This is a genomic window from Novosphingobium sp. 9 (assembly GCF_025340265.1).
In the GTDB taxonomy this organism is placed as follows: domain Bacteria; phylum Pseudomonadota; class Alphaproteobacteria; order Sphingomonadales; family Sphingomonadaceae; genus Novosphingobium.
On record NZ_CP022707.1, the window covers coordinates 1310941 to 1328208 of the forward strand.

The 17268-nt window shown below is 63.1% G+C and carries 31 protein-coding genes, 1 tRNA gene and 2 pseudogenes; 19 read left to right on the plus strand and 15 right to left on the minus strand.

Annotated elements, in window-relative coordinates; translation table 11 throughout:
- Positions 1-77: 77 nt before the first annotated feature.
- On the minus strand, positions 78-674 hold the full coding sequence (locus tag CI805_RS06625) for a hypothetical protein (protein ID WP_260927396.1): 597 nt from the start codon (positions 672-674) through the stop codon (positions 78-80).
- Between the two features lie 69 nt (positions 675-743).
- On the opposite strand from CI805_RS06625, the gene CI805_RS06630 reads away from it, so the two are divergent.
- Together CI805_RS06630 and CI805_RS06635 are read left to right on the plus strand one after the other, a co-directional pair.
- Positions 744-992, plus strand: coding sequence for a BrnT family toxin (locus tag CI805_RS06630; protein ID WP_260927398.1), 249 nt, complete (start codon positions 744-746; stop codon positions 990-992).
- 13 nt (positions 993-1005) lie between these two features.
- Entirely contained in the window at positions 1006-1230 is a 225-nt protein-coding gene (locus CI805_RS06635; RefSeq protein WP_260927399.1) for a BrnA antitoxin family protein, read from the plus strand.
- A 10-nt stretch (positions 1231-1240) separates the two neighbouring features.
- Here CI805_RS06635 and CI805_RS06640 read toward each other — a convergent pair whose 3' ends face one another.
- From CI805_RS06640 to CI805_RS06665, 6 genes are all read right to left on the minus strand, one after another.
- Positions 1241-1438, minus strand: a complete 198-nt coding sequence (locus tag CI805_RS06640; RefSeq protein WP_260927401.1) for a hypothetical protein — start codon at positions 1436-1438, stop codon at positions 1241-1243.
- Positions 1438-2091 (minus strand): hypothetical protein, encoded by a 654-nt coding sequence (locus CI805_RS06645; protein ID WP_260927404.1) that lies wholly within the window; start codon positions 2089-2091, stop codon positions 1438-1440. The genes CI805_RS06640 and CI805_RS06645 overlap by 1 nt, the downstream gene beginning before the upstream one ends.
- Before the next feature lie 602 nt (positions 2092-2693).
- On the minus strand, positions 2694-3065 hold the full coding sequence (locus CI805_RS06650; RefSeq protein ID WP_260927406.1) for a hypothetical protein: 372 nt from the start codon (positions 3063-3065) through the stop codon (positions 2694-2696).
- The gene (locus tag CI805_RS06655; protein ID WP_260927407.1) at positions 3062-3199 is read right to left on the minus strand and encodes a hypothetical protein; all 138 of its coding nucleotides are present in this window, start codon (positions 3197-3199) and stop codon (positions 3062-3064) included. The genes CI805_RS06650 and CI805_RS06655 overlap by 4 nt, the downstream gene beginning before the upstream one ends.
- Before the next feature lie 146 nt (positions 3200-3345).
- On the minus strand, positions 3346-3522 hold the full coding sequence (locus CI805_RS06660) for a hypothetical protein (protein ID WP_260927409.1): 177 nt from the start codon (positions 3520-3522) through the stop codon (positions 3346-3348).
- Position 3523: 1 nt separating this feature from the next.
- Positions 3524-4117, minus strand: coding sequence for a YfdQ family protein (locus CI805_RS06665; RefSeq protein ID WP_260927411.1), 594 nt, complete (start codon positions 4115-4117; stop codon positions 3524-3526).
- Positions 4118-4192: 75 nt separating this feature from the next.
- On the opposite strand from CI805_RS06665, the gene CI805_RS06670 reads away from it, so the two are divergent.
- The gene (locus CI805_RS06670) at positions 4193-4363 is read left to right on the plus strand and encodes a hypothetical protein (RefSeq protein ID WP_260927414.1); all 171 of its coding nucleotides are present in this window, start codon (positions 4193-4195) and stop codon (positions 4361-4363) included.
- Between the two features lie 134 nt (positions 4364-4497).
- On the opposite strand, the gene CI805_RS06675 is transcribed toward CI805_RS06670, so the two are convergent.
- The 5 genes from CI805_RS06675 to CI805_RS06695 all read right to left on the minus strand — a co-directional run bounded on the left by CI805_RS06675 (position 4498) and on the right by CI805_RS06695 (position 6372).
- A complete protein-coding gene (locus tag CI805_RS06675; protein WP_260927415.1) occupies positions 4498-4920 on the minus strand; it encodes a hypothetical protein in 423 nt (140 codons plus the stop codon).
- 67 nt (positions 4921-4987) lie between these two features.
- Positions 4988-5446, minus strand: coding sequence for a hypothetical protein (locus tag CI805_RS06680; RefSeq protein WP_260927417.1), 459 nt, complete (start codon positions 5444-5446; stop codon positions 4988-4990).
- Positions 5447-5717: 271 nt separating this feature from the next.
- A complete protein-coding gene (locus CI805_RS06685) occupies positions 5718-5960 on the minus strand; it encodes a hypothetical protein (RefSeq protein ID WP_260927419.1) in 243 nt (80 codons plus the stop codon).
- Positions 5957-6145, minus strand: a complete 189-nt coding sequence (locus tag CI805_RS06690) for a hypothetical protein (RefSeq protein ID WP_260927421.1) — start codon at positions 6143-6145, stop codon at positions 5957-5959. The genes CI805_RS06685 and CI805_RS06690 overlap by 4 nt, the downstream gene beginning before the upstream one ends.
- A complete protein-coding gene (locus tag CI805_RS06695) occupies positions 6142-6372 on the minus strand; it encodes a hypothetical protein (RefSeq protein ID WP_260927422.1) in 231 nt (76 codons plus the stop codon). Before CI805_RS06695 ends, CI805_RS06690 begins: the two co-directional genes overlap by 4 nt.
- A gap of 99 nt (positions 6373-6471) precedes the next feature.
- Here CI805_RS06695 and CI805_RS06700 point away from each other — a divergent pair, with 99 nt between their 5' ends.
- From CI805_RS06700 to CI805_RS06710, 3 genes are all read left to right on the plus strand, one after another.
- Positions 6472-7209, plus strand: a complete 738-nt coding sequence (locus CI805_RS06700; protein WP_260927424.1) for a helix-turn-helix transcriptional regulator — start codon at positions 6472-6474, stop codon at positions 7207-7209.
- A gap of 17 nt (positions 7210-7226) precedes the next feature.
- On the plus strand, positions 7227-7535 hold the full coding sequence (locus tag CI805_RS06705) for a hypothetical protein (protein WP_260927425.1): 309 nt from the start codon (positions 7227-7229) through the stop codon (positions 7533-7535).
- A gap of 69 nt (positions 7536-7604) precedes the next feature.
- Positions 7605-8456, plus strand: coding sequence for a DUF3800 domain-containing protein (locus CI805_RS06710; protein ID WP_260927427.1), 852 nt, complete (start codon positions 7605-7607; stop codon positions 8454-8456).
- Positions 8457-9008: 552 nt separating this feature from the next.
- Here CI805_RS06710 and CI805_RS06715 read toward each other — a convergent pair.
- Entirely contained in the window at positions 9009-9164 is a 156-nt protein-coding gene (locus CI805_RS06715) for a hypothetical protein (protein ID WP_260927428.1), read from the minus strand.
- Between the two features lie 221 nt (positions 9165-9385).
- On the opposite strand from CI805_RS06715, the gene CI805_RS06720 reads away from it, so the two are divergent.
- The 9 genes and pseudogenes from CI805_RS06720 to CI805_RS06760 all read left to right on the plus strand — a co-directional run bounded on the left by CI805_RS06720 (position 9386) and on the right by CI805_RS06760 (position 14152).
- Positions 9386-9589: a hypothetical protein gene (locus CI805_RS06720; RefSeq protein WP_260927430.1), complete on the plus strand. Its 204-nt coding sequence runs from the start codon at positions 9386-9388 to the stop codon at positions 9587-9589.
- A complete protein-coding gene (locus CI805_RS06725; RefSeq protein ID WP_260927432.1) occupies positions 9586-9828 on the plus strand; it encodes a hypothetical protein in 243 nt (80 codons plus the stop codon). Before CI805_RS06720 ends, CI805_RS06725 begins: the two co-directional genes overlap by 4 nt.
- Positions 9825-10037: a hypothetical protein gene (locus CI805_RS06730; protein WP_260927434.1), complete on the plus strand. Its 213-nt coding sequence runs from the start codon at positions 9825-9827 to the stop codon at positions 10035-10037. Before CI805_RS06725 ends, CI805_RS06730 begins: the two co-directional genes overlap by 4 nt.
- Positions 10027-10266: a hypothetical protein gene (locus CI805_RS06735; RefSeq protein WP_260927436.1), complete on the plus strand. Its 240-nt coding sequence runs from the start codon at positions 10027-10029 to the stop codon at positions 10264-10266. Before CI805_RS06730 ends, CI805_RS06735 begins: the two co-directional genes overlap by 11 nt.
- On the plus strand, positions 10259-10540 hold the full coding sequence (locus CI805_RS06740) for a hypothetical protein (RefSeq protein ID WP_260927437.1): 282 nt from the start codon (positions 10259-10261) through the stop codon (positions 10538-10540). The genes CI805_RS06735 and CI805_RS06740 overlap by 8 nt, the downstream gene beginning before the upstream one ends.
- Entirely contained in the window at positions 10533-10655 is a 123-nt protein-coding gene (locus CI805_RS06745; RefSeq protein ID WP_260927439.1) for a hypothetical protein, read from the plus strand. Before CI805_RS06740 ends, CI805_RS06745 begins: the two co-directional genes overlap by 8 nt.
- Positions 10656-10797: 142 nt before the next feature.
- Positions 10798-11364 (plus strand): annotated as a pseudogene (locus CI805_RS06750) (DNA cytosine methyltransferase); the annotation flags it as partial.
- Between the two features lie 1277 nt (positions 11365-12641).
- The gene (locus CI805_RS06755) at positions 12642-12791 is read left to right on the plus strand and encodes a hypothetical protein (RefSeq protein WP_260927842.1); all 150 of its coding nucleotides are present in this window, start codon (positions 12642-12644) and stop codon (positions 12789-12791) included.
- A 134-nt stretch (positions 12792-12925) separates the two neighbouring features.
- Entirely contained in the window at positions 12926-14152 is a 1227-nt protein-coding gene (locus tag CI805_RS06760) for a class I SAM-dependent methyltransferase (protein ID WP_260927440.1), read from the plus strand.
- A gap of 8 nt (positions 14153-14160) precedes the next feature.
- Here CI805_RS06760 and CI805_RS06765 read toward each other — a convergent pair whose 3' ends face one another.
- A complete protein-coding gene (locus CI805_RS06765; protein WP_260927442.1) occupies positions 14161-14385 on the minus strand; it encodes a hypothetical protein in 225 nt (74 codons plus the stop codon).
- A gap of 101 nt (positions 14386-14486) precedes the next feature.
- On the opposite strand from CI805_RS06765, the gene CI805_RS06770 reads away from it, so the two are divergent.
- From CI805_RS06770 to CI805_RS06780, 3 genes are all read left to right on the plus strand, one after another.
- On the plus strand, positions 14487-15056 hold the full coding sequence (locus CI805_RS06770; protein WP_260927443.1) for an MT-A70 family methyltransferase: 570 nt from the start codon (positions 14487-14489) through the stop codon (positions 15054-15056).
- Complete coding sequence (locus tag CI805_RS06775) at positions 15053-15415, plus strand: DUF4031 domain-containing protein (RefSeq protein ID WP_260927444.1); 363 nt, start codon at positions 15053-15055, stop codon at positions 15413-15415. The genes CI805_RS06770 and CI805_RS06775 overlap by 4 nt, the downstream gene beginning before the upstream one ends.
- A 136-nt stretch (positions 15416-15551) precedes the next feature.
- Positions 15552-16814 carry a tyrosine-type recombinase/integrase gene (locus CI805_RS06780; protein WP_260927446.1) on the plus strand — a complete coding sequence of 421 codons (1263 nt, stop codon included), beginning with the start codon at positions 15552-15554 and terminating at the stop codon, positions 16812-16814.
- Here the strand turns inward: CI805_RS06780 and CI805_RS06785 are convergent.
- Positions 16793-16867: transfer RNA gene (locus CI805_RS06785), tRNA-Val, on the minus strand. The two genes, CI805_RS06780 and CI805_RS06785, sit on opposite strands and share 22 nt — an antisense overlap.
- 80 nt (positions 16868-16947) lie before the next feature.
- On the opposite strand from CI805_RS06785, the pseudogene CI805_RS06790 reads away from it, so the two are divergent.
- Positions 16948-17252, plus strand: a pseudogene (locus CI805_RS06790) (DUF3297 family protein).
- Positions 17253-17268: the final 16 nt, after the last annotated feature.

Genomic DNA, 17268 nt, shown 5'->3' on the forward strand with positions numbered 1-17268 from the left:
AACGCCCGCTCTCCGTTTCCGGCTGCGGGCGCAACTCTAATCATGTTTTTCCGACAATGGCACTTCCGGTATAGAAGTCAAGCGGCGTCGTAATACCTTTCGACAAGGATCACGCCTTGGCGACGTGCCGGGGCCAGAATGTCGAGAGCGCTGATTGCAGCATCCAGCAGAACCTTGTCGAGTGGATCGCTGCCACCATCAAGCAGCCGATCCAACCACGGCGGACCATGATCCGTATGCAGCGACGTGATGAGCTGATCAAAATATGGGCGGCACCCGGCTGTATCAAGCGAGGCCATCGCAGCAAAAAGCCACTCCTGGTCCCGAAGATCATGCTCAAGGCGGTCGAGGTCCGGCGCGACATTTGCGGCGCCACGCGGCGACCGGTCGAGCGCGCACCTATATGTCGCACCGCCGACCACGCGATTGTACAACCGCGCGAACCGCTTGCCAGCCTGATAGCGGTCAAGCGCCAGCGCTTCATCATCCGCCAATAGCCCAGCAGCGAATGCGCGCCCCAGCGCCGTGTTATAGTGCGTCCCGTACTTTGCGCGGCGAGCCTGTACCCATTCGGATCCTTTGTCATAGGCGAGCTCGAACCCGGCACTGCTGCGCTGGCGGCGTCCATTCTTCTCTCGCTTCCCGGCTTTGCTCGGTCTGCCCTTGCGCCCCATCTCTAAATTCCCTCGCGTGTATATACAATTTGAATTGACGGCACGTTACTGAGTGTATATACAATCAGCATGAACATTGAATTCGACCCCGCGAAAGACGCCAGCAACATTGTCAAGCATGGCATCTCGCTTTCGCGCGCGGTTGAGATGGACGGCGCGGTCTATGTCGAAGACGATCGGTATGACGAGCCGCGCTTCCGGGTCTACGGTCTGATCGACGATGTTCCTCACTGCGCGGCGATTGCGATCCGTGGCCAGAACGTCCGCGTTATCAGCCTTCGCCGCGCTCATCGTAAGGAGTTCAAGCGCCATGTCTAAGCAACCACCCGTCGTGATCGACGACGAAAACCCCGAATGGACCGAAGCTGACTTCGCGCGGGCAAAGCTCGTGTCGAAGCATCCTGTTTTGTCCAAGGTGTTCCGAGGCGCGCAGAAGGCACCGACGAAGCAGGCAGTATCGATCAGGCTGGATGCAGATGTGGTCGAAGCCTTGCGCGCATCCGGGCCCGGCTGGCAGGGCCGAGTGAACGACATGCTACGCGCCGCTGTTTTGTAAGGCGCCGCGATCATCGGCCCGAACGCGCCCCATGTAACCGCCGGGCAATCGCCTCGACCAGCTCGCGGTCCATGCCGCTGACGTCGCCCGGCTGGATCACGACGATGCCGTGCCGGAGCCACGCTTCCTTCGCCGCACGGCGCGGCCCCTGCGGATCGGCATCGCGCATCTGCGGTGCGTAACGGGTGAGGCTGGTGCGGCTTCGCATCAGTCTCCCCCGCACTGGGAAGCGATGGGATTTCGCGGACGGCGCAGCGCGTAGCTACCGCAATCGCAGCGCCACAGCAGCGACCGCGTCTCCGCGATGCACTTCCACTGTTCCGGTAGGGCGTCGATCTCGTCCTGCGAGGCCTCACCGGCTGACAGGCGCTGCATGGCGTCGTCGAACCTGGCCTGATGCTCAGCGCGCGAGGCGGCTGCAGCGGCTCGCTGAGCAAGGGCGGCGCTATCCGCTCGCTCCCAGCGGCGAAGGATCTCAACGCATTCCGTCGTGCTGGGAAAGAACCGGCAGGATTGCAGGGCTTCCGTAGCCAAAAATTCGAGAGCCTGTCGCGAATATCGCCCGATCACCAGTTCGTAGGCACGGTGCCGAAGCTTCCCACCGACGATGTCATCGGCGCGGCGCGGAAGCATGTCCATCATTCGCAGGATCTGCGCGAGGAACACGTCATCGGCCATCTCCAGCGCAGGCAGCGGTGCCGCCGCCACAGTCATCGCGACGGCCAGCTCATCATTGGAGAGGCGCGGCGCGGGAGCGGCCGCTGGCGATGGTTGCATCCAGTGATTGAGTGAACCCATCCCGCCTGTCAGGCTGGAAAGTGCTGGCATAAGCTCGCCCAGCTGCCGTGCCTCGATTCCCATTTCGTTCGGTCCTGTTCCGGTCTGCCTTGGCGATCCATGTGCGGAATGCCGCCTGCCAATCCTTGGTCATTCGCTCGTTGCTCGCGGCATGGGCCTCGAAGGCCATGCGCTCCCGATCCAGCATCCCAGGCGGCCAGCCATCCACGATCCGCTGTGCGGCTGGCGTGAGGAGAGGCTCCCAGCCGTCGGGAAGAGGTGAGGGCTCGGCAACGGGGCGCTGCGGTTTGGCAGACTTGCTGCCGGAAGTCGGCTCGAGGCCATCCACCGAACCCGAACCAGCCGCCTCGTGCGTGCCCGCATCGCTCGCGTGTGATTTCTCTTCCGGGTGGGTGGGGGTGGAGGGGTTAGAATTATTTTCATTGGGGAGGCGGGGAGGGAGGCCAAAGCGTCACTTCCGTCACAAACGTCACTTTCGTCACATGTGACGCTTTGCGACGTTTCGAGACGCTGCCTTTCGCGCCACTTCTGCGTGCGAACAGCGCCCGAACTGCGAGGCTTGGGCTCAGCGCGGACTTGCGCCTCCATGTCGGCGATTGCCGTCAGAAGCGCGTCACCGGTAATCCCAGCCGCAAGCAGGTGCTTCACGGCCGTGGCAATGACGCTCATTCCACACCGCCGATCTGGATCACGAACTCGCCTGTGCGCGTCTCTGCGAATTCGACGGTCGGCGTCTCGAAGTGTCTGTCGTCGATGCCCAACGCCTGCGCGATGCCGTCCTGATAGGACTTGATCGAGGCAACGACGTTATCCTTGTCGGGCATCGGGCCGCGCGGCTTTGCATGGACGATGATATGCAGGCCCACGCGAGTGCCAGCCGCAAAGCGCGCGCCGGTGGATAGCGCGGCGGCATAGCCCCACAGCTTGTGTTTCTTCACCTCTCTCGCGCGCAGATGGGTGCTGCGTGTCCGCCCGTTGGGCCAGAGCACCTTGTTCGGGTACGGGAGCGCCGGAAGGGTGACGCGCGCGCTGGTCACGGGCGCACCACGTTGCGGCCAATGCTGGCCGACAGGGCAAGGCGCTTGGGATGCTCGCGGTGCAGGGCGACCAGCAGCGCGCGAGTGCCAGCTGCGATGTCGGCCTCGCTCAACCCGTGAGCATGGAGACCCATGGCGAATTCTTTCTGCCTGGCTTCGACGCGCTTACGGCTGGCAGCATCATTCGTGCGTTTGCAGGTCCTGCATTGCCCGGACCGTTCTCGGCCGCGCGGGGACGTGTTCTCGGGCGTCTTGGGATGCCCACAGCGGAAGGTGGCAGTCACAGATTTTTCCAATCAATGGGCGGCATGCGCATCGCTGCGCGCATCTCGTCGACCTTCGCGCGGCGCTGGGCACGCGCGCGGTCGGCGCGGTGCCTGCTCAGCGCAGCAGCGGCGGTGCTGGCGGAAATGGCCGGGGCCTCCGGCTGCTTGCGGCTGAACAGGCGACGCAACACGTCAGGCTTCCGGCTGGCCGGCGAAGATCGGCAGCGCCGTTTCTTCCTTCACCTTGTCGAGCGCTTCATTGAACGCGGCCTCGAACGTCAGGTCGGGGCGCCACAGCTCATACCAGAACACCGGCTTGCCGCCTTGGAGGCGGTAGCGAAGGCGCGCGATGATGCGATACAGCACCGACGAGCGGGCGAAGATCGGAATGGTGATCGAGAACAGCTTGGGGAAGTCGACAGGCTTCCCATCCGCGTCTCTGTGATCCGACACGAATGACAGCTGCGCCTCACCGCTGGTGAGGTTGACGGCCTCGCATGACTCCGCCGTCTCGTAGATGCGGAACTTGAGCGACATGTCGACGAGCCGCGTCGGAGTGGCGATCGCGGTGGGCGTGGTGGCACGGTTCGCCTTGGCGAAGCTCTGGGCCTGCGCCGACCACTGCGAAACGTCGTCCTCGGACACATCGACGATGCGCGTTTCGAGGAAGGCCGCGAAATCGCCCATCGTCATCGCACTGGCGTTTTGGCCGAACCATGCCTTCCACTCTTCCGAGAGCGGAAAAGCATAGCGCGCCTTGTGGCGGCGGTTTTCAGCGGGGGCCAAGTGCCGTCCGCGTTGTCGGGGTGATAGTCGAAGATCGCGGTCAGTGAGGGCGAGTTGAAATTGTCGTCGGCGAAGATGGCCGAGTTGCTGAACTTGAAGCGGTTCACCAACGCAATGAACGAGGGGAGCTGGGTCAGCGTCGCGGTGCCGGAGCGGAACAGCGGGTTCAGCCGGAACGCATCCCACGAGGCGGCGGGGATCGGTACGGCAGCACCATTGATGAGCGCGAACGGCGCGGAGGTCTGATCGCGGGGTCCGCCACCTGGATAACCTCGGGGCGCATGTGCTGCTCGGCCTGCGCGAATGCGGTGGCCATGATCTCGCCGGTGCGGTCGGCGACGGTTGCTTCGGTAGTTGTGGTCATGATGAAACGCTTTCGCTCAGCCGCGAACGGTGCGGGCTTCGGTGGTGGTGACTTCGCGGATGGTGCCGAACAGGTTGCCTTGTCGGGGCTTGTTCGGGCTCAGGCGGCCATCGCTGGTGAACCAGGCTACGGTGGCGCCGTGCTTTTCGACCGGCAGCTTGAAGGCGAGGCTGGGCGTCAGCACCGAGAACTCGCGGTCGGGATCGAACTCGACGTCGATGGAAAGGGTGATCTTGCCCTTCACCTTCTTGCTGTTGTCGATGCCAGCCGCCTCGAGCTTCGTGGCGAACTCCTGCAGCGGTGCGCTGCTGTCGGCATTGAACTGGCCGTCCTTGAGCATGAGCATGAGGTCGGACAGGGTGGAGGCGGCCGGGTAGCGGGCACCGCCGTCGGCGCCGCGCTCCTCTATGACTTCTCCGGTTTCCGGGTTATGATCCATGGTGTTCACTCCGGCGCGCACTTCGATCTTCGGTTCGGGGTGCGCGCCATCCCCCCGAGCGAAATCCTCAAGGGTGGGCGAGCCTCACCAGCTTGCCGAGCTGCGCTTCGATCGCGGCGCGGGCGCGCTCCAGCACGGCGCGGGCATCGCGCACTTCTTCCGGGCTGATCGCGCCGTCGTCTTCCAGCGCCTGAGACAGAGCGAGCGCGGCAGCGGATACGTCGGTCAGGGCGCGGCGGTCCTGCGGCGTCTCGGCGCCTGGGCGGCTCTCCACGCACAGACGGTCGAGCGCGCCGGTGAAACGACCGTTCCACTCGCGCGTGCCAGCCGCGAACGCGACGATGCCCATCTCGGCGAGGCCTGCGCGGTACTTGGCCGCCTGGTCTTCGGATTTGCCCAGCACCCGGCCGATGTCGGCGTCGGTCAGGCCATCCTGCGCCTTGATGGCGGATAGCTCATTGGCGACGGCCTCAAGCACCGCCGAAGCGGAAAACACCGGGCGCATGGGGGTGGATTGGCGGGTCATCGGCAGATTACTCCACCGCTATGACGAACAGTTTGAGAAACGACCGCCCGGCAGCTCTGGGCATACCGGGCGGCAGGGGAGGGCGCCGCTTTCACCATGACAAGGGGCGGCGGCACGCACGCTCGCCGCAAGGAGTGGAACGACCACCCAACTGTACGGGAGACAGCCGGAAGCGTGCTAGCCGCGCTGGTATGACGCAAATTATCGGATTCGCAAACGATCGCTTTGGAGGCCGAAATGGCAGAGGTCGATGAGACAGGTGAAGCAGACATCATGCGTCCTCGCCTTCGCTGTAGGTGCGAAACTCGGTGAGCGTCACGCGGCGCCAGCCGTGCTCGCGCTCGACGCGGACCATGCCCTTCTGCTCAAGGCGGCGCAGGGCAGCGGCACCAGCCGCAGCGCCGCGCGCACCGATGGCGGCAGCGAGCTCATCGTTCGACGGGCAGCGGCTGCGCATTGCGAGCAGTTGGTATGCCGCGTGGTCGGTAGTGTCCTGGGTACGGGGGCGCCTCATGCGGCAGCCTTCCACTCACCGCGACGCGTAAGCTCGGCGATCAGGTCAAAGGTGGGCGCAGCATGGAGAGGGCTGTGAACAGGCAGACCATCGACCCACTTGCGATAGGCCCGCTCGTCGCGATCCATTTCCCGGCGCTCGCGGAAGGTTTGCGCGCCAGTGCGCTTGATTGCTGCGCGCTTCATGCGGCTTCTGCCCCAGCCTGGCGGGCCGCAGCAACCTCATCTGCAACGATGACCATCCGCTTGTGCAGCTTGTCCACCGTCTCGGGCCAAAGGCGCCGACCGTTGCGGATATCCCGAACAAAGTGCGGGTCGCTCATTGTTCTGCGGCCGAAAGTGATTTCCGACATTCCGGCGTCTGCCACGAATGCCTCAATCTCGGCGAGAAGCTCAGGGTGATGCTTGGACATGCACACCCTTCTAAGGTAGGACATGTCCTACCGTCAATAGGATATGATGGGACTAATCCCAGCCTTCCCATTCTTAATGAGAAGTGGGATGCGCCCTACATGCAAGAGGACATCACGCCCTTACAGCGCTTCATCCGCGCAGCCATCGATGTCTCGCCCGAGAAGCGCGATTTCTATGATAAGCTGCTTCAGGCCAAGCTCGGCACCAAGGGCAAGCCGATCTATGATATCGATCGCGGCAAGAGCAAAAACCCCAGCCTCGCGCAGCTGAATGCGATTTCCGAAGTGCTTAAGCAGCCGCGAGAGCTATTTGAGCGGGCAATTGCTGGCGAGGACGTCGAGCCGGTTCGAAGCGCGATCAGCCATGTCTATGCGCCGCCGGTCATGCCCGATATCCCGTTGACCCGGAGCATCAATGCGGACGAGCCTACAGTAGAGCTGGCATCCCTTGACCTCTCTTATTCGATGGGGCCTGGCACCGAGCTGGAAAGCTATATCGAGCAAGAGCCGATCCGCTTCGATCCGGTGTTCATTCGGCGCCTGACGCGCGCTCCTTATGAGCGCCTCAAGCTCGCGCGCGGTGTGGGCGACAGCATGCAGCCGACGCTTCTGCCGGGCGATGTCGTGATGATCGATACGACCCAGAACATGCTGAACATGTCAGATCGGGTATATGCCGTGGCCCTTCATGGTGCGGCGGCGATCAAGCGTATCCGGCTAGATAAGGGCTGTAAGGTTCTCGTGGTTTCCGACAACCCTGCTGTCGAGAACTACACGATCGATGCCGAGGACGTGATCGTTCATGGACGAGTGATCTGGTTTGGCAGGGAGCTTTAGGGAGCAAGCTGTAGCCCATGGCAAAACCCAAACCCAAGCCGGTCCACGAACGAGCAGCCCGGGCGCTATGCCTGCTCGATAGCAACCCGCCCGATGCAACCATGGACGGCAAGCCGCTATGGATGGATTACCTGCCTGAGGTACGGGCGGTCCTTCAGGCTATCCGCGAGCCCGACGAGGCGATGATCGAGGCGGCGTCGCATATCTCGGCGGGCGAGATCAGCGCGGCAGATACCGACTTCCGCGATGGGTTGGATGCGGCTCGGGCCATGGTCGTCAAGGACTGGCTCAAGATGATCGACGCTGTACTGGGTGAAGCGGGGTGAGGGCCCTTTCCGCCTTTTAACTTTGCGGGACTCGGGTGGGGCGGGTCTTAGGGGGTTTTGCGGGGGTGAATGGTGCAGGCTGAACCGCGTTTCCACATATTCATCGACGAAGCTGGAGATCCCGGCGTTAAGCAGAAGTCTGGTGAGGAGCCGGACTGGACCGATTGGTTCGTAATTTCAGCCGTCGTAATGGATGCGCATCGCGAACAAGAAGCCAATGAGTGGATAGCCGAGATGAACCAGGCTATCCGGCGCAACCCGCCCGCCTCGATCCATTTCAGAAATCTCTCGGATGCGAACCGTCGCCATGTGTGCCGGGTGATGGCAGAAAAGCCTTTAAGAATTTTCGTGGTCGCCTCGCATAAGACATCCATGAGGCGCCACGTAAGCAAACGCCTCGGCGTAGCAAAGGCGCAAGATTTCTATAATTGGTGCGTTCGCTTATTGCTTGAGCGGGTCACTGAATGGTGTGCTGGATGGAGCAGGCAAGAGGGCCGTGATGTTCAGCCCGCGAGAATTGTCTTCTCTGAAAAGGGCGGGCACGATTATGGAGAGTTGAGAGATTATTTGCGCAAGCTGCAAGCGCAAACCCTCACTGGGAATCTGACTTTGGACCGGAAGGGTATCACATTGGGCGTGATGAGAGATGATCTGATCGAAGTTATCGGCCATAACGATCTGGCTGGCCTACAGCTCGCCGATATAGCCGCCAGCGCATTTTTTCAGGCGGCGTGCTCGCCTCAGAAGAGGCATACCGTCGAATTTGCCACCAAGCTGATGGGAAGGGTGGCTCGTCAAGGCAGACGAAAATTTCCCGATCGGTTCGGCCTTATGCTGCTGCCATTCCCGCACCAAGGACAAATCCCTGTAGCTGATAGGCGAATATTCGAATTGGGCGGGTATCGCTTCCCGAAGGCGTGACGAACGCACCTGTCCATCGAAGCTGATAGGTCGGCATTCCTTGCGTCCAACCGTCTTCGGAACCGCCTCCCAGGGCGAAACTGGTACGTGCTGGAAGTACGTTCGTCAGCCTACGAGATATCACAGGCGATCGGTAGTGTGAATCCCCCGCCCGCTCCGGCGGGGCTTTTCACATCGGCACGCGACATAGCCCCACATTCGCCACCCTTTTTCCATTGCAGCAGCACAGAAAATAGCCATGATCGGCGTTCTGGCGCTACCCAGACGCGCTGGTTGTATTTTCCTTGCACTAGCCCTGCCTCTTCGGAGGCGGGGCTTTTTTGCCATATATGGCGAGTGCCAAAGCGGCCAGTGCGCTTTCTCAGCTATTTGCGGCGATCCCGGCTTCGCATGCCCAGCACCGCCATCACGCCCACAAGAGCGCAGATCACCAGCCCAAACCCCCAGCGGTCCGTCGTTTTCATTGGCATAAACTCCTCGTCGCATAATGCCTCAGGAGCCAGATCGGTTTCGACCTCTGGCGCGACTTGGCCTTTCTTGGGAGGCGGGGCCCTACCGCAGCGCGTGCCAGGCAAGGAAAGCCAGCACTAGCGCCGCCATGCCGATATAGATCGCCCGGCGCCCAACGCCCTTCACGCCCGGTAGCACCACAACCGCCAGCACTGCATACGTCACCAGTGCCAAGCCCCACCAGTCGGTCGATTTCATCGGTATGCCCTCCTGTGGGTAGGATGCCTGTGGGTGGGGATGGAGTCGAGCCTCTGATGCGACGTAGCCCTGCTGGGAGGAGGGGCTTTTTTGTGCCTCCAGAAGAAAAGTAGGAGATATCCCACGAAATGCGTTGACGGGTAGGACCCATCCTACTATTCCAGTCTTTATCAGCCCAACACCCCAATCCATCGGATCGGGGTCGGGCAAAGGAGACAACCGTGCAACTCGCACCCCAACATCACAGTAATCCGGTAGCTCGCCCCGTAACCAACATTGCACTCGTGCCGGTTGAGCGCGCTGCTGCGCTGCTCAGTGATTTTCTCGCCGCTCTGGACGGCGAGCTTCAGCCGCATAGCGACCTGATGCTGTACGCCAAGGCCCGCGCCGAGCGGCAGCTAAAGGAATGGGGGATCGCCCGATGATCCGCCTCGCTGCTCTCGCCGCTGGCGCCACGGCTGGCATCCTGATCGCCGCCGATCGCTTCTCCGCCTGGCTGATGGCCACCGACGCAACGGCTCGCACCGTCGTCCAAGGCCCAGCCGTCACCGCGCTCGCGCTGATCGGCGCCGCTGCCGTCGCGCTCGCCACCTGCGCGGCTGGCATCCTTTTCATCACCGCCCGCCCGTCGGGTCGCACCGCGGCGCCGGAGGATCGCGCATGACGAACCCCGGCGCCGCAACCACCGCTTCCGCTCTCACGCTGACCTTCGAGGAAGCCGAGGCCGTCGCAGCCGACCTGGCGCGCGTCTGGCCCGGCATGACCGGCATCGCCGCCGTGCCGAAGGTCGAGATGCTGGCCGACCTCGTCCAGCGCACCAACCGCAAATCGCGCGAGATCATCGTCGCACGGGAGACGTCCAGTGTCGTATGAAGTCACGATCCGCTGCGGGGTCCAGAAGGGCGATCCTGCGGCCAAGATCCGCTGCCATTCCGATCCGCAGGCCCGCCAGCCGGTGCCCAGCGTCGAGAAGGGCACCAGCCGCGATGCGATCGTCGCGGTCGAAGCGAGGGCGCGCGGTCTCGACTGGGTGAACCGCCGCCGTATGTCCCGGCCCTCGATCTGGATCTGCCCTGCGTGCGTGGAGGCCGGACATGGCTGATGCTCCACACCAGTGCTTCACGGCCAGCGCGACCTCCTATTTGCGCAATATGGACCATGAGGACCGGCGCGAGCCGTGTTTCGCGGTACACTACCAGAAGCCGCCCGAAGACGCGGGTAATGGCATGCGCTCGATCAGCCTCAATTTCCCTCTGCTCGTCGTGTCGCTCTACGCAGATGCGCCGAAGGACGTGGCGGAACGAGTGGCCCGCATTCTCAATGCGCACTGGGACAACCCGGAGTTCAATGAACTGACGGAGGCACCCCATGCCTGAGCCCGACCGCAAGATCCGGCTGCGCCTCGTCACCGGCCATCACGTCATCTTCGACAACATGATCGACCTCTTCGACTTCGTGGTCGAGCGCATGATCGCGCGAGGTGACCTGTGATCCACCCCTTCACGACGTCAGTCCTACCGGAAAGGAAGCTCATGTCCCCGGCTGAACGTCACCCCACCCGCAATCGTGCGGGAATTGGGCGCGCCTGGGGGCCGCGCGGGGAAGCCCCCACCATTTTCAGCAAGGATCGAGCATGACCGGCATTATCGTCGACAACTTCGCCGGCGGCGGCGGGGCATCCACCGGCATCGAAGCCGCGCTGGGCCGCGCCGTGGATATCGCCATCAACCATGACGAGCAGGCGATCCGCATGCATGAGGCCAACCACCCCGGCACCCTGCATATCCGCAACAACATCTGGCAGATCGATCCTGTAGAGGTCGTGCGAGATCTTGTCGCCAAGCTGCGTGCTTCGGATCCTTCGCGCCACATCGAGATCAATCCGCTCACGCGTCTGCCGCGGGTATCGCTCGCTTGGTTCTCGCCGGACTGCAAACATTTCAGCAAGGCCAAGGGCGGCAAGCCGCGCGAGAAGTCGATCCGCGATCTCGCATGGGTTGTAGTCCTGTGGGCGAAGCGGGTGCAGCCAGACCTGATCCTGCTGGAGAACGTTGAGGAGTTCCAGACCTGGGGGCCGCTCTGCGATCAGGGCTTCCCGATCAAGGATCGCGCGGGCGAGACGTTCCGCCAGTGGTGCAGCGAGCTTCGCAAGCTGGGCTACAAGCTGCAGTTCCGCGAGCTGCGCGCCTGCGACTATGGCGCGCCGACGATCCGCAAGCGCTTCTTCATGGTCGCGCGCCGCGACGGCAAGCCCATCGTTTGGCCGGAGCCGACGCACGGCAAGCCCGGCTCGCCCGAGGTGCTCAGCGGCAAGCGCCTGCCATGGCGCACGGCAGCCGAGACCATAGACTGGTCGATCCCGTGCCCGTCGATCTTCGAGCGAAAGAAGCCGCTGGCCGAAAAGACCCTGCGCCGCATCGCGCACGGCATCATGAAATTCGTGGTGAACAACCCGGCGCCGTTCATTGTCCCTGATGCTGCCCCGTTCTTCGCGCGCACAGCGCATGGCGATGTCGACAAGAATGGGAAGCGGCGCGGCCAAGGAAGCCATGGGCCGGAGGAACCGTTCCCAACCGTGACGCAAAGCGGCGATAGCGCGCTGATCGTCCCGCACATCACCAAGTTCCGCTCCGGCGCGATCGGGCATGATGTCGGCGAACCGCTGCACACCGTGACCGCGAACAGCTTCGTGAAGCGCCCCGGCGGCAGCGCGCCGCTGGGCGTGGTCGAGGCGGCCATCGCTCCATTCGCTACCTATGCCCAGCAGGGCGGCGCGAATCGCTCGCTTGAAGATCCGCCCCACACCGTGACGGCATCGAACAAGGATCAGAACTGCGTCGCGGCGGCGACGCTAGTGAAGCACAATTTCGGAGATAGTCCGGCCCAGGACCTCGATGCGCCGTTGCACACGGTCACGACGCAAAGCAACAAGTTCGCGACAGTCACCGCCTTCATGCAGAAGTTCGCCCAGAACGGGCAGGGGATCGACCCGAGCGAGCCGCTCCATACGGTGATGGCTGGCGCGCCAAGGCATGCAGTCATATGCGCGCACGTCGAGCAGGCCAACGGCGGCCCGAACAATGAGAACCTGGCCGGTCGCGCTGCCGATGCCCCGCTGTCGACCATCGCCACGGCAGGCAGCCAGCAGCGCCTAGTGACGAGCAACCTGCTCAAGCTGCGCGGCACCAGCGACAGCCACATCGAAAGCAGCGCGAAGAGCGTCGAGGCCCCTCTCGACACCATCAGCGCCCGAGGCACGCACATGGCCGAGGTCCGCGCGTTCCTGATCAAGTATTACGGCAACGAGCAGGACGGCCACGGCCTCGGTAATCCGCTCGGTACCGTCACCGTGCAGGATCGCTTCGGCCTCGTCACCGTGACGATCGCGGGCGAGGAATATGTCATCGTCGATATCGGCATGCGCATGCTCACCCGCGCGAGCTGTTCAACGCGCAGGGCTTCCCCGCCGATTACCAGATCGAGACGGACGCCCACGGCCTGCCGATCACGAAGACCGCCCAGGTCGCCAAATGCGGCAACAGCGTCTGCCCGCCGATCGCGGAAGCTCTCGTACGTGCCAATATGGCTGGCGAGATCGAGCAGGCGCAGGAGGCGCGGGCCGCATGACCGCCATCGCTCTTCCGACCACTGTCGCCGACATCATCGACGAGTACGCAAGCAAGGATGCCGCGATCGAGGACGCCATCGCAGGTTTCTCGCGCGCTTACGACCTCTTGGGCATGTCTGCCACGGTGCAGGGCGTGTTCGTCGAAAACGTGGCCTCGCGCCCGTACCTGCATGCCAGCAGCCTGCGCCGCAACCTGCTGAAGTCGGGCTGGCGCGCGGTCTACAACCGTCTGCAGATCGAGAGCATCACCAGCGCCAAGGACCGCAAGCTGTTCGACCAGGCGCTGGCCGACCCGCCGCCGCTGACCATGGAGACGGCCAAAGCCACCTTCGGTGATTATCTCACCCGCCCGCGCTTTCATATCCTGCGCGGCCTGGCCGAAGCCTTTACCCAGCTGGACCCCGCCTACAAGTCACACACCAAGGTGCGGATCGGTGCAAAGGGGCTGCCCAAGCGTGTCATCCTGAGCAACTGGGGCGGCTTTTCCAGCACCTATGGTCGCGATCTGTTCAAGAACATGGCGGATGCGCTTGCCGCCGTGCGCGGCCAGTCGGCGGTCGAGTGGTGCGAGATGCTGGACATCGATGAGCAGCACAAGGTGGGCGGTGATGCGGTGATGAATGGCCGGACCCTCAAGCGCTTTCGCGCAGGCCAGCCGGACGAACCTTTCGCGGCGCCCGATCGCGGCCTGACGATCCGCCGGTTCGCGAATGGCAACGCGCATGTATTCTTCGACCGGGATGCGCTGGTCGCCGTCAACCGCGGGCTGGGCGAATTCTATGGCGAGGTGTTGCCGGACGCGGAAGAGGAGGGCGTGAAGCCCAGCGCCAGCACTGCCGTATCAAAAGACCTGCAGTTCTACTGGTCGCCGCCAGCGGTGATCGAGGCTGCGCTGGAGTTCGCTGGCGTGCCGAGCCCCGCGCACTACCGTTCGGGCTATCACAAGATGCCGGTCCAGCGGGTGCTCGAGCCATCGTGCGGTGACGGGCGCATCCTCGATGCTCTGCGCGAGCGCGGACACCGGGCGCTTGGTATCGAGTATCACCCGGGCCGTGCCGCCGAAGCACGCGCGAAGGGGCACGCCGTGTTGGTAGCGAACTTCCTGGAACACCCGGCGACGCCCGAGTTCGATGCGGTCGTGATGAACCCGCCGTTCTACGGTCGGCACTACGTCCAGCATGTAAGGCACGCTTACACGTTCCTGCGCCCCGGCGGCACGCTGGTGGCGATCCTGCCCGCGACCGCGCGCTACGATTACGGCGAACTGGCGGGCGAGTGGCGGGATCTGCCTGTTGCGAGCTTTGCCGAGGCAGGAACGAACGTGCCCACCACCATGCTCAAGATGAGGGCACGTCCGTGACCAGTCATTCAGCCAAAATCGCGATACGCCGTAGCGGGATCGTTCATCGCTGGAGCAGCAGCATTCGCCTCGTCATGAAAGTATTGGAAACGCCGAGCGAGCAGGGTCGTGTCGACATTTCCCCTGTTGTTGATTGCTTCTTGAAGGCGTCGCAACGTGCGACGTTTGAGCACAGAGTATCGCAGGAATTTGCCTGTCGCCCCCATGAGCGCGAATTGCTCGGCTTTGGTCATCATCATTCCTTTATTTTAGCGCTCTGTCGGACGATTCCGAATCGGTCGCACAGCAAACCTCCGAGATTACAGGGGGGCCTGGCAAATCGGGCTGAGAGCGCATGACATGGCCCTTCGGCGAAATGCGCCCCATGTCCTACGGCGCTCTGCTGGTCGATCCCCCTTGGCAATTCCGCAACTACAGCGCGAAGGGTGAAGCAAAGAACCCCGTGTCGCACTACGCATGCATGTCGCTTGCCGACATCGCCGCGCTGCCGGTCGCGCACCTCGCAGCACCGGACTGCGCGCTGTTCATGTGGGCGACGGCGCCTATGCTGCCTGAGGCTATAGAGCTGCTCAAGGCATGGGGCTTCACGTACAAGTCGGGTGCGGCCTGGGCAAAGCAGTCGAGCACCGGCGCGCGCTGGGCGTTCGGCACTGGCTATGTGTTCCGTTCGGCGGCCGAATTTCTGCTGGTCGGAACGATCGGCAAGCCCCGCATTCGCTCGCGCCGCCAGCGCAACCTGATCGTCGCGCCGATCCGCGAGCACAGCCGCAAGCCTGACGACCAGTACGCCATGGTCGAGGCTCTTTATGCCGGGCCTTACGCCGAGATTTTCAGCCGCTCGAACCGGCCCAGATGGGATTGCTGGGGTAACGAGGCGGGCAAATTTGAGCGAGGGATCGCATGACCTGCTACGTCGATGACGTCCGACACCGCTTCGGCAACATGGTGATGTGTCACCTCTGGGCGGACACGCTCGACGAGTTGCTCGCCATGGTCGACCGGATCGGGGTGCAGCGGAAGTGGATACAAGGTCACCCGACCTTGTCTTTCGGCAAACACCGACATGCCAGCTGGGTACATTTCGATATCGCGCTTTCGAAGAAGCAGCTCGCAATCCAGGCTGGCGCGGTTCTCACTGATCGGTACGGCCCTGTTGAGCACACCGCGCGCCTTGCATTGCGCAGCGATGACGCTGACTGCCGTGAGCGAGCAGAGCGCAAACTGGCAACGATCGCCGAGATCCGTGGAAGGAATGACGCATGACCGCCCACAGCATCGCCCAGAAGTACCGTCGCGCGCTCCGCAACCAGACCGGCGCCACCTTCTCCCTCGCCCAGCTCCAGGAGCTCGCCGGTTATGGCGTGCTCGAAACCATCTCCCGAATCGAAGCGAACGAACTATGCCCCGCGACACCAGCCCCTACATCCTCGGAGATTACTGGCTCGACCAACGCCGCGATGGCCGTGCCCCCGGTATCTGGCAAATCGCAACCGCCCGTGGACGGTCGGTCGTTTATCGCAGCACTCGCAAGCGGTCGCTGACCGAGGCCAAGGCGGTAATCGAAGCCTACGTCGCGGAGCTGCGCGCGCTTAATACGCGCCAGACGCCAGCGGAGGCGGGGGTGGGGGCCATTCTCGTCACGTACTGGAAGGAGAAGGGGCGCAAGGCGGTCAACAACGACCAGACCAGCCGATCCCTTCGTACCTTTCTGGCGTTTCTCCTGCAGGATGCAGTGGGTATTCAAGCCGTCGTGACGGATCTTACGCCCGCGCTGTTCGAACGCTTCCGCGAGTGGCGCATGGGGCCGCACAGCTTCAACCTCGAGTGGTTTGGCGAGACGTTCGATTACAAGAGCGAGCAGGGCGTGAAGGGCGCGACGGTCCAGCGCAACATCAACGATGTGCGGGCGGCGGTTCATCATGCCGAGGCGAACATGCGAATCACCATCGCGCCGCGCATCCCTGACCTCGACGCGCGCTATCAGTCGCCGCTGCGCGAAAGGGTGCTGTCGATCGATGAGATGGCGCGGATCGCTTGGTACGCGAGCCACAACGCGGATCTGTTCCGATTCGTGGCACTACAGTTCGCAACCGCTGTCCGGCCACAGGCGGCGCTCAAGTTCGATCCGCGCACGCAGTTCGATGTTCGCACGGGCCTGATCGATCTCCAGCCGGGTGAGGCGGCGCAGACCAAGAAGCGCAATGCGATCATTCCGGCGATCCGACCATTCCGGCATGTGCTGCGAAACTGGGCGCGAGACGGCGCCTCAGGCGCTGCCAGCCGCAAAACGGCGTGGCGAATCATGCGCCGAGCGCTGGGCCTCTCCGATGACGTCTTCCCGAAGACGATCCGCCATACGATCGCGACGATTCTCTATGCCGATGACACGGTGCCCGAGCGCGAGATCGTTGAGCTGCTGGGGCACGAGGGCAAGCTGGCGAGGACGACTCGGATCTATGCGAAGTACGACCCGAACCGGATGCGCAACCTCACGCGTGCGCTGACCATTTTATGGGTGACGGTTCATCGCGAAGCGAAAGCGTTTAGTGCTGACCATTTGCTGACCACTACGGGTCAGGGCGGTCAGAATGTAGTGGCTGGGAAATCCAAGGGAACGAAGGTTTCCAGCCTATCTGAGGCTGGTGGGCGCGACAGGGATTGAACCTGTGACCCCACCCGTGTGAAGGGTGTGCTCTACCGCTGAGCTACGCGCCCGCTGTTCCGTAGCGGAAGCGCGCCTCTAGATGAGTCGGATCGAATTGACAAGCCGGGATCGGGAATTAAATCGCGCAGCCATGACCGAAGAGACCAACTCGCCCGAACCGACCGCAAACGCGGGTCCGGATGTGCCCCCGATCGTATCGCGATCAATCCGCGCAGCCCCCATTTCGATGAGGCCAAGCTGATGCGCGGCATCGGCATCCGCTTCAAGGGCACGGTGCGCACCAATGTCGAGGAATACTGCATTTCTGAAGGCTGGGTGCGCGTTCAGGCCGGCAAGGCCGTGGACCGTCGCGGGCAACCGCTGACGCTCAAGCTCGTCGGCCCGGTCGAGGCGTGGTACGAGGATCTGGGCGAGGACGCGCCCGTCGCGAAGTAAACCTTCCGGTTTTGCT

Excerpts from the sequence above, each read along its gene's own strand:
- CI805_RS06625 (WP_260927396.1), bottom strand. The coding sequence starts at position 674 with ATGGGGCGCAAGGGCAGACCGAGCAAAGCCGGGAAGCGAGAGAAGAAT.
- CI805_RS06630 (WP_260927398.1), top strand. The coding sequence starts at position 744 with ATGAACATTGAATTCGACCCCGCGAAAGACGCCAGCAACATTGTCAAG.
- CI805_RS06640 (WP_260927401.1), bottom strand. The coding sequence starts at position 1,438 with ATGCGAAGCCGCACCAGCCTCACCCGTTACGCACCGCAGATGCGCGAT.
- CI805_RS06645 (WP_260927404.1), bottom strand. The coding sequence starts at position 2,091 with ATGGGAATCGAGGCACGGCAGCTGGGCGAGCTTATGCCAGCACTTTCC.
- CI805_RS06655 (WP_260927407.1), bottom strand. The coding sequence starts at position 3,199 with ATGGGTCTCCATGCTCACGGGTTGAGCGAGGCCGACATCGCAGCTGGC.
- CI805_RS06670 (WP_260927414.1), top strand. The coding sequence starts at position 4,193 with ATGGCCGAGTTGCTGAACTTGAAGCGGTTCACCAACGCAATGAACGAG.
- CI805_RS06675 (WP_260927415.1), bottom strand. The coding sequence starts at position 4,920 with ATGGATCATAACCCGGAAACCGGAGAAGTCATAGAGGAGCGCGGCGCC.
- CI805_RS06680 (WP_260927417.1), bottom strand. The coding sequence starts at position 5,446 with ATGACCCGCCAATCCACCCCCATGCGCCCGGTGTTTTCCGCTTCGGCG.
- CI805_RS06685 (WP_260927419.1), bottom strand. The coding sequence starts at position 5,960 with ATGAGGCGCCCCCGTACCCAGGACACTACCGACCACGCGGCATACCAA.
- CI805_RS06690 (WP_260927421.1), bottom strand. The coding sequence starts at position 6,145 with ATGAAGCGCGCAGCAATCAAGCGCACTGGCGCGCAAACCTTCCGCGAG.
- CI805_RS06695 (WP_260927422.1), bottom strand. The coding sequence starts at position 6,372 with ATGTCCAAGCATCACCCTGAGCTTCTCGCCGAGATTGAGGCATTCGTG.
- CI805_RS06700 (WP_260927424.1), top strand. The coding sequence starts at position 6,472 with ATGCAAGAGGACATCACGCCCTTACAGCGCTTCATCCGCGCAGCCATC.
- CI805_RS06705 (WP_260927425.1), top strand. The coding sequence starts at position 7,227 with ATGGCAAAACCCAAACCCAAGCCGGTCCACGAACGAGCAGCCCGGGCG.
- CI805_RS06710 (WP_260927427.1), top strand. The coding sequence starts at position 7,605 with ATGGTGCAGGCTGAACCGCGTTTCCACATATTCATCGACGAAGCTGGA.
- CI805_RS06715 (WP_260927428.1), bottom strand. The coding sequence starts at position 9,164 with ATGAAATCGACCGACTGGTGGGGCTTGGCACTGGTGACGTATGCAGTG.
- CI805_RS06725 (WP_260927432.1), top strand. The coding sequence starts at position 9,586 with ATGATCCGCCTCGCTGCTCTCGCCGCTGGCGCCACGGCTGGCATCCTG.
- CI805_RS06730 (WP_260927434.1), top strand. The coding sequence starts at position 9,825 with ATGACGAACCCCGGCGCCGCAACCACCGCTTCCGCTCTCACGCTGACC.
- CI805_RS06740 (WP_260927437.1), top strand. The coding sequence starts at position 10,259 with ATGGCTGATGCTCCACACCAGTGCTTCACGGCCAGCGCGACCTCCTAT.
- CI805_RS06745 (WP_260927439.1), top strand. The coding sequence starts at position 10,533 with ATGCCTGAGCCCGACCGCAAGATCCGGCTGCGCCTCGTCACCGGCCAT.
- CI805_RS06765 (WP_260927442.1), bottom strand. The coding sequence starts at position 14,385 with ATGACCAAAGCCGAGCAATTCGCGCTCATGGGGGCGACAGGCAAATTC.
- CI805_RS06770 (WP_260927443.1), top strand. The coding sequence starts at position 14,487 with ATGACATGGCCCTTCGGCGAAATGCGCCCCATGTCCTACGGCGCTCTG.
- CI805_RS06775 (WP_260927444.1), top strand. The coding sequence starts at position 15,053 with ATGACCTGCTACGTCGATGACGTCCGACACCGCTTCGGCAACATGGTG.
- CI805_RS06780 (WP_260927446.1), top strand. The coding sequence starts at position 15,552 with ATGCCCCGCGACACCAGCCCCTACATCCTCGGAGATTACTGGCTCGAC.